This window comes from Pusillimonas sp. (assembly GCF_035515275.1).
Lineage (GTDB): Bacteria > Pseudomonadota > Gammaproteobacteria > Burkholderiales > Burkholderiaceae_B > Pusillimonas.
On sequence record NZ_DATJBQ010000131.1, the window covers coordinates 1 to 8,135 of the forward strand.

The window sequence follows — 8,135 nt, forward strand, 5'->3', positions numbered from 1 at the left end:
TGGACGACCGCCTGCAATGGTTGCAGCCCTTGCGAAAGCATCTGGGCGAGCGGCTTTGGCTGGCGCCCTCTTGCTCGCTGGCGCATGTGCCTGTCGATTTAGACCTTGAAACTCAACTCGATCCAGAATTGAAGTCGTGGCTGTCGTTTGCCGTGCAAAAGCTGGATGAGCTCGCGCTGCTGGTTCACATGCTGAACGACGACCTTGATGAGGTTCAGGCGGCTGCCGTGCACGCCCAGCGCGCAGCGCTGCAATCGCGTCGTCAATCGGTTCGCACCCATAACGAAGCCGTGCGCCGACAGTTGGCTGATTCGCACAACTTGTCACAGGCCCGCACTCCGTTCAAACAGCGTATTGCTGTGCAGCGCAAGGAGCTTGGGTTGCCTGCCTATCCCACCACCACCATCGGCTCGTTCCCGCAAACAGCCGAAATCCGGCGCTTGCGGCGCGATTGGCGGCACGGGGCGCTTTCCGATGCGGCCTACGAGAAAGCCGTGCGCGCAGAGATCGAGTCGGCCATCCGCTTCCAGGAAGAAATCGGCCTGGACGTGTTTGTACATGGCGAAGCCGAGCGCAACGACATGGTCGAGTACTTCGGCGAATTGCTTGCGGGCTTCGCCTTCACGCAGAACGGGTGGGTGCAAAGCTACGGCTCGCGTTGCGTCAAGCCGCCAATTATCTACGGCGATGTCTTGCGGCCGGCGCCCATGACGGTTGGCTGGAGCACTTACGCCCAGTCGCTTACCGAAAAGCCGGTCAAGGGCATGTTGACTGGGCCGGTCACCTTGTTGCAGTGGTCGTTCGTGCGCGACGACCAGCCGCGGCGGGACACCTGCCGTCAGCTGGCCTTGGCACTGCGCGACGAGGTGTCCGATCTGGAACAGGCGGGGATCAGGGTCATTCAGATCGACGAGCCCGCGTTTCGCGAAGGGCTGCCCTTGCGTCGAGACGACTGGCAGGCCTATCTTGAGTGGGCAGTCGAGAGCTTTCGCCTGGCGACCTCCGGCATCGAAGACGGCACGCAGATTCACACCCATATGTGCTACTCCGAGTTCAACGACATTATCGAAGCCATTGCCGCCATGGACGCCGATGTCATCACCATTGAAACCTCGCGATCCAATATGGAACTGCTGGGCGCATTCGAAGACTTTTCGTACCCGAACGATATCGGTCCGGGGGTATATGACATTCACTCGCCCAACCTGCCTACCATCGAGTCCATGGTGTCCTTGATGCAAAATGCAGCCGCCCGTTTGCCTGGCGAGAGGCTTTGGGTCAACCCCGACTGTGGTCTGAAAACCCGAGGCTGGCCCGAAACGAGGGGGGCGCTCGAAGCCATGGTGCAGGCGGCTCGCACCTTGCGTGCGGCCTGACTCCCGTTTCGGTTCGTGTACTTTGCCGGCTTGCTCCGTTCAGGGGCGGCCGGCGCATTGGCGGGCGGCAATGCGCCGGCCGGTCTTAGCCGGCGTTGGCGCGCTGCGTTATACTTGATCAGTTTGTCGTAACCGCCCAATCTGCCTTTCAATGCCCCTTCCTTTGCCAGACGTTCCCCGCGAATTGCTGCATACGCGCTCTGTGCGTGTAGATGCCTATGCCCGCAGTGACGGACAATGGGATCTGGACGCCGAGCTCATCGACGTAAAGGATTATGATTTTCCGCGCGAAAATGGCACAACCCATAAAAAGGGCGTGCCGGTGCACAACATGCACCTGCGGGTCACTGTCGATAAAGATTTCACCATCACGGCTGCTCAGGCGGCTTACGATGCGGCGCCTTTCGACGAAAACTGTTTCTCCATCGCACCGGCCTACCACAAACTGGTGGGCCTTAATCTTTTGCGCAAGTTCCGTCACGCGGTCAAAGACCGCTTCGGCCAAGCCGCAGGCTGCACGCATTTAACCGAGCTCTCGTATCTTCTGCCCACGGTGGCCGTGCAGTGCATGGCCGGCCGCATGCGCGAAGAGCGCGCACGCACGGGCAAGCAGTCTGATAAAAAGCCCTTCGAACTCGACGGTTGCCATGCCCTGCGTACGGACGGTCCGGTGGCGGCCAAACACTATCCTCGTTGGTATGTGGCGCCCGAAAGAGGCGAGCCCCAACGAGAATAGACGCGATATTTCCGGCAAATAGGTGTGTTGCAAATACACCAAGAAAAGCTTTCTTCTCATTATTACGTTCTGACAGGTAACCAATGAAAATTCACGAGTATCAAGGCAAGGAACTGCTGAAGAAATTTGGCGTGACGGTGCCGCGCGGGATCCCTGCGTTTTCCGTAGACGAGGCTGTGGCTGCAGCTGAAAAACTGGGCGGTCCGGTATGGGTCGTCAAGGCACAGATTCACGCGGGCGGTCGTGGCAAGGGCGGCGGCGTTAAGCTGGCTCGTTCCATCGACGAAGTGCGCAAGCTGGCTTCCGAGATTCTGGGCATGCAACTGGTCACTCACCAGACCGGCCCCGAAGGCCAGAAGGTGCGTCGCCTTTACATTGAAGAAGGCGCCGACATCCAGAAGGAATACTACGTTTCCCTGGTAACCGACCGTGCCACTCAAAAAGTGGCCTTCATCGCCTCGAGCGAAGGCGGTATGGATATCGAGGAAGTGGCCGAGTCCACGCCCGAGAAGATCATTACCGAGTACATTGACCCGCTGGTTGGCTTTACCAAAGAGCAGGCCGTAAAAATTGCCAAGGCAATCGAGCTGCCCGCCGAATCGCTGGATCAGGCCGTAGACATCTTCCAAAAGCTGTATCAGTGCTACATGGACACCGATGCTTCGCTGGTCGAGATCAACCCGTTGAACCGCGACAGCAAGAACAACATCATTGCCCTGGACGCCAAGTTCAACTTCGACTCGAACGCGTTGTACCGTCATCCGGAAATCGTTGAATACCGCGACCTCGACGAAGAAGACCCCGCTGAAGTCGAAGCCAGCAAGTTCGACCTGGCCTACATTCAGCTCGACGGCAACATCGGCTGCCTGGTCAACGGCGCCGGCCTGGCCATGGCCACCATGGACACCATCAAGCTGTTCGGCGGCGAGCCGGCCAACTTCCTGGACGTCGGCGGCGGCGCCACAGCCGAGAAAGTGACCGAGGCGTTCAAGATCATGCTCAAGAACGAAGGCGTCGAAGCCATTCTCGTCAACATCTTCGGCGGCATCATGCGTTGCGACATCATCGCCGAGGGCGTGATTGCGGCGTGCAAGGCCGTTAACCTTAGCGTGCCGCTGGTCGTGCGCATGAAGGGCACCAACGAAGAACTGGGCAAGAAGCTGCTGGCCGAATCGGGCCTGCCCATCATCAGCGCCGACACCATGGCCGAAGCTGCGCAGAAAGTCGTAGCTGCCGCCAAATAAGAATTTGCCGAGGATTTTTCAATGTCGATCTTGATCAACAAAGACACCAAAGTCATCACTCAAGGAATGACCGGCAAAACCGGCCAGTTCCATACTCATTACTGCCGCGAGTACGCCAACGGAAAAGAAGCCTTCGTCGCCGGCGTGCATCCTAAAAAGGCCGGCCAAGACTTCGAGGGCGTGCCTATTTACGCTTCGGTAAAAGAAGCCAAGGCCGAAACCGGCGCCACCGTTTCGGTGATTTATGTGCCGCCTGCAGGCGCTGCCGATGCCATCTGGGAAGCCGTAGACGCCGACCTGGACCTGGTCATTTGCATTACCGAAGGCATTCCGGTTCGCGACATGCTCTTGCTGCGCAACCGCATGCGCGCCGAAAACAAAAAGACCTTGCTGCTGGGCCCCAACTGCCCCGGCCTTATCACCCCTGACGAGCTGAAAATCGGCATTATGCCCGGTCACATTTCGCGCAAGGGTCGTATCGGCGTGGTCAGCCGTTCGGGCACGCTAACTTACGAAGCCGTGGCTCAGCTTACCGAGCTGGGCCTGGGCCAGTCTTCGGCCGTGGGTATTGGTGGCGACCCCATCAATGGCCTCAAGCACGTCGATGTGCTCAAGATGTTCAACGACGACCCCGACACTGATGCGGTGGTCATGATCGGTGAAATCGGCGGACCTGACGAAGTCAACGCTGCCGAGTGGGCCAAAGACAACATGAAGAAACCTGTGGTCGGCTTTATTGCCGGCGTCACGGCGCCTCCCGGAAAACGCATGGGCCACGCCGGTGCGCTCATTTCCGGCGGAGCCGACACGGCCGACGCCAAGCTTGAAGTGATGGAAGCTTGCGGCATCCGCACTACACGCGACCCTTCCGAAATGGGCAAACTGCTTAAATCGGTGCTGTAATGCCTGCTTAGGCACGCAGCGTTCAAAGCCCGCCTCGGCGGGCTTTTTTGGCCGTTTCGTCAAGGCAAGAGCAAGGCGTTTTTTTTGTAGTGCCTTGTTCTTGCGATACCATATTGCTTCAAACTCTATTGCATGGTCAGGAGACCAGATGGCGGATTTTATTAGTACCCTTCACTGGGGGGCGTTGTTCCAGATTGTCATGATCGACATTTTGCTGGGCGGCGACAATGCAGTGGTCATTGCATTGGCCTGCCGCAAGCTCGACCCCCGGCAGCGCATGCGCGGCATCCTTTGGGGTACTGCGGGCGCTATCGCCATGCGGGTCGTCCTGATCTTCTTTGCACTCCAATTGCTCAATATTCCGTTCCTTAAAGTCGTGGGCGGGGTGTTGCTGCTCTGGATCGGCATCAAGCTGCTGCTGCCCGAAGAGGGTCATCACAGTAATATTTCGGCCGGCTCTTCAGTATGGGCGGCTGTAAAAACCATTCTGGTCGCCGACTTCGTCATGAGCCTGGACAACGTCATTGCCATTGCGGGGGCAGCAATGAACGCACACACCGACCATCAGATGGGCTACGTGATTTTCGGTCTTCTGCTTAGTGTGCCCATTATTATCTGGGGCAGTACGCTGGTACTTAAGCTGATCGACCGCTTCCCCACTGTGGTGCTGTTCGGCGCCGGGCTGCTGGGCTGGATCGCGGGCGGCATGCTGATTACCGACGTCTTTGTCGTGAATCAATTCGGCGAGCCTAGCGCCACGGCTAAAATAGCGGCAGAAGTGGTCGGCGTCGTCCTGGTGGTAGGGGGCGGCAAATGGCTGGCCGCACGCATGAACGCCAAAAAAGGTACTACACATGGGTCTGTATAAACCGTCCTCCGAAGAAAAAAAAGATTCTGATTCCGGCATGTCGCTGCTCAAGGGCCTTTTCATTCTGGCCATTATTGGCATCGCTGCCTATCTGATCCTTAATTACTATGCCGGTTAGTCGTGTTTCGCAGCCGAGCAGGCTGGTGATTGCCACACGCGCCAGTCGCCTGGCGCTGTGGCAGGCGCATCACGTGCGCAGCCTTTTGCTTGAGTTGTACCCGCAATGCCAGGTCGATCTGCTTGAAATGACCACCCGGGGCGACCAGATACTGGATCGCACCTTGTCCAAGGTGGGGGGCAAGGGCTTGTTCGTCAAAGAGCTTGAAACCGCCTTGCTCGACGGGCGTGCCGACCTGGCCGTCCATTCGCTTAAAGATGTGCCGGTCGACCTGAAGCTGCCCTTTGCGCTCACTGCAGTCATGCAGCGCGAAGATCCCCGCGATGCGCTTGTTTCCAACCAGGTCGGCGAGCTCGCCCAGTTGCCGGCCGGTGCCGTGGTGGGTACGTCCAGCTTGCGCCGCGAGGCGCAGATACGCGCGCTTTACCCGCACTTAACGGTTCGCCCCTTGCGCGGCAACCTTGATACCCGCCTGGGCAAGCTCGACCGAGGCGAATACGCCGCCATTATTCTTGCCGCTGCGGGGTTGCAGCGTCTGGGTCTTACAGACCGTATTCGTGCTTACCTTAGCCCCGAACAAAGTCTGCCGTCTGCGGGGCAGGGGGCTTTGGGCATCGAGGTCATGGCCGAGCGTGCCGATATTCTTGCATGGCTGGCGCCGCTTCAGTGTCAGAATTCAACCTGGTGTGCATTGGCCGAGCGCATGGTCTCCGCCCAGTTGGGTGGGTCATGCCAAGTGCCCTTGGCAGCCTATGCGCAAATAGAAAACGGCGTCTTGAATTTGCGTGGTCTGGTCGCGCAGCCAGACGGCCGGACGCTGATTCGCGCCCAGGCCTCGGGCGCTCCCGAACAGGCCGAATCGCTAGGCCGGCAGGTTGCGGCTCAGCTGCTCGATCAAGGAGCACGCCAGATTCTTGCCTCGTTGTTGTCCGAACATTCCGTACCCGAATCGCCTCCGGGTGCTTCTAACACCTAGGCCGTAGGCATGCCGCAACGCGTGGCAGATGCGCTGGTCGTCCTGACACGCCCACAAGGGCGTAATGAACTGCTGGCCCAAGGTCTTGCCCAGCTCGGCCTCAAGCCGCTTTTGATGCCGGTGCTGGAAATCAAGCCGGCAAACGTGATGGGCGCTTTGCCAACGCCAGAACATTACGATCTGGTGGTCTTCGTATCGGGGAATGCGGTCGTATCGTATTTTCAGCAGCTTGATCAAACGAGCACCACGCCCCGGTCTTGGCCCAAGCGCAGCTTGGTCGGCGTGGTGGGCGCCGCCACCGCGGCGGCGGTCGAGCGAACGGGGCGGGTGCCTTCCGAGCACATCGTGCGCCCCGATGACGCCGACGAACAAGACTCAGAATCGCTTTGGAAGGCGCTGGAACCCAAGTTGGCGCAAGTACGCAACGCCCTGATCGTGCGCGGTCAGGAAGGGCGCGAGTGGCTTGGCGCTCAGCTTGAAGATGCGGGGATTCAGGTGCATCGCCATACGGCTTACCAGCGCGAGCCCGTGGACTGGGAGCATACGGCCGTGCAGCAACTGCAACGCGCCGCGAAAACGGGGCAGCCCGTAATCTGTTTGTTGACCAGCGCCCACAGCGTGCAGGTGTTTGTCGAAAATGCCCAGCGTCACAATCTGTTGCCGGCCTGTGCCGCCTTCCGTTATGTGGTGATACACCCTCGTGTCGCCGGGCGTTTACAATCATCGCTCGGTGCGGCCTCTGGTAAGGTAGACAAGCTGGCGGTTACCATATGCCAGCCTACCGACGAAGCCGTCTTGCAAGCCGTGAAATCGCTCGCCTCCCTCTGAAAAGGTGCTAAGGATTACAATTTCGCCATGACAGATACCAAACCCGACAATACGTCCGACAGCGGCAGCGCAACGCAGGCCAAAAAAACGAATAATCCGCAAGCTGCGGCCAAACCCGGTACGCTCCCGACCAAGTCGTCGCGCACTGCGCGCTGGGTGGCGGCGCTATTGATACTGCTGCTGATTATCGCGGCGCTGGCGGGCGTGGTCTGGTACCAGCAGCGCACTATGCAAGAGCGTGACAACCAGTTAAGCAGCCAGGCACAGCAAAGCGCCCAGTCGGCGCAAGCGGCGACCAGTCAGGCGGCCCAAGCCTTAAGCCTGGCACAAGCCCAGGCCTCGCAGTTACAGCAGTTGCAAGCCGATCTTGCCGAAACCCAGCAACATGTACAGAGCCTCGAGCAGGCCTTGCAAACGCTAACCGATAGCGGTACCGACATTGCCCTGGTCAACGACATCGATCAATTGGTTTCCATTGCCCACCAGCAGTTGCTGCTGGGTGGTAATGTCAGCAACGCTCTTATTGCATTGGAAACCGCGCAGGCGCGTCTTGCGCGCGCCAACAGGCCCGGCCTTGCTTCGTTGCAACAGGCCATAAACGGCGACCTCGCGCGGCTGCGTGCAGTGTCCACCATCGACATCAATCGCTTGTCCAGCCGAATTGACGAACTCGGTCGTCTTATTGATGCTGCACCGCTTCTTATTCCCGACGAAGCCGCCCCGGCGCTTGCCGAGTCGGCCGCATCGACGCAACGCACGTCGCCACCGCCCGCAGCCCAGGCTATTGACCCCAAGGCATCATGGTGGCAACGTAACTTCACCTCGGCAAGCAACTGGGCCGGCCACGCATGGTGGACGGTTAAGCAAGACCTGGCGGGCCTGGTTAGCGTGCGTCGGGTCGATGATGCTTCCGCGTTGCTGATGTCGCCCGAACAGGCAGCCGGGCTGCGCGACAAACTGCGCCTGCGGCTCATGACAGCCCAGCTGGCTTTGCTGATGAAGCAACCTGATGTCTGGCAAACTGAAACCAAAGCGGTGGTGCAGTCGTTGCAATCGCGCTACGACATCAACACCGTGGAAGGTCAC

Annotated in this window: 9 protein-coding genes; all 9 read left to right on the plus strand. The window is 59.2% G+C overall.

Annotated features, from left to right (window positions below; translation table 11 throughout):
• Nucleotides 1-1,376: 5-methyltetrahydropteroyltriglutamate--homocysteine S-methyltransferase (metE, locus tag VL003_RS09620; RefSeq protein WP_325441910.1), on the plus strand; the 1,376-nt coding region annotated here is incomplete at its 5' end.
• Nucleotides 1,377-1,527: 151 nt separating this feature from the next.
• Entirely contained in the window at nucleotides 1,528-2,112 is a 585-nt protein-coding gene (locus VL003_RS09625) for a DUF2889 domain-containing protein (protein ID WP_325441912.1), read from the plus strand.
• Between the two features lie 83 nt (nucleotides 2,113-2,195).
• Entirely contained in the window at nucleotides 2,196-3,356 is a 1,161-nt protein-coding gene (gene sucC, locus VL003_RS09630; RefSeq protein ID WP_325441914.1) for an ADP-forming succinate--CoA ligase subunit beta, read from the plus strand.
• Nucleotides 3,357-3,377: 21 nt separating this feature from the next.
• The gene (gene sucD, locus VL003_RS09635) at nucleotides 3,378-4,259 is read left to right on the plus strand and encodes a succinate--CoA ligase subunit alpha (RefSeq protein WP_325441916.1); all 882 of its coding nucleotides are present in this window, start codon (nucleotides 3,378-3,380) and stop codon (nucleotides 4,257-4,259) included.
• A gap of 148 nt (nucleotides 4,260-4,407) precedes the next feature.
• Nucleotides 4,408-5,127 carry a TerC family protein gene (locus VL003_RS09640; RefSeq protein ID WP_325441918.1) on the plus strand — a complete coding sequence of 240 codons (720 nt, stop codon included), beginning with the start codon at nucleotides 4,408-4,410 and terminating at the stop codon, nucleotides 5,125-5,127.
• A complete protein-coding gene (locus tag VL003_RS09645) occupies nucleotides 5,114-5,245 on the plus strand; it encodes a hypothetical protein (protein WP_325441920.1) in 132 nt (43 codons plus the stop codon). The genes VL003_RS09640 and VL003_RS09645 overlap by 14 nt, the downstream gene beginning before the upstream one ends.
• Nucleotides 5,235-6,221: a hydroxymethylbilane synthase gene (gene hemC / locus VL003_RS09650; protein ID WP_325441922.1), complete on the plus strand. Its 987-nt coding sequence runs from the start codon at nucleotides 5,235-5,237 to the stop codon at nucleotides 6,219-6,221. The genes VL003_RS09645 and hemC overlap by 11 nt, the downstream gene beginning before the upstream one ends.
• 9 nt (nucleotides 6,222-6,230) lie before the next feature.
• Nucleotides 6,231-7,049, plus strand: a complete 819-nt coding sequence (locus VL003_RS09655) for a uroporphyrinogen-III synthase (RefSeq protein WP_325441924.1) — start codon at nucleotides 6,231-6,233, stop codon at nucleotides 7,047-7,049.
• Between the two features lie 27 nt (nucleotides 7,050-7,076).
• The coding region (locus tag VL003_RS09660) for a uroporphyrinogen-III C-methyltransferase (protein ID WP_325441926.1) at nucleotides 7,077-8,135 on the plus strand (1,059 nt) is incomplete at its 3' end.

Excerpts from the sequence above, each read along its gene's own strand:
- VL003_RS09625 (WP_325441912.1), top strand. The coding sequence starts at position 1,528 with ATGCCCCTTCCTTTGCCAGACGTTCCCCGCGAATTGCTGCATACGCGC.
- sucC (WP_325441914.1), top strand. The coding sequence starts at position 2,196 with ATGAAAATTCACGAGTATCAAGGCAAGGAACTGCTGAAGAAATTTGGC.
- sucD (WP_325441916.1), top strand. The coding sequence starts at position 3,378 with ATGTCGATCTTGATCAACAAAGACACCAAAGTCATCACTCAAGGAATG.
- VL003_RS09640 (WP_325441918.1), top strand. The coding sequence starts at position 4,408 with ATGGCGGATTTTATTAGTACCCTTCACTGGGGGGCGTTGTTCCAGATT.
- VL003_RS09645 (WP_325441920.1), top strand. The coding sequence starts at position 5,114 with ATGGGTCTGTATAAACCGTCCTCCGAAGAAAAAAAAGATTCTGATTCC.
- hemC (WP_325441922.1), top strand. The coding sequence starts at position 5,235 with ATGCCGGTTAGTCGTGTTTCGCAGCCGAGCAGGCTGGTGATTGCCACA.
- VL003_RS09655 (WP_325441924.1), top strand. The coding sequence starts at position 6,231 with ATGCCGCAACGCGTGGCAGATGCGCTGGTCGTCCTGACACGCCCACAA.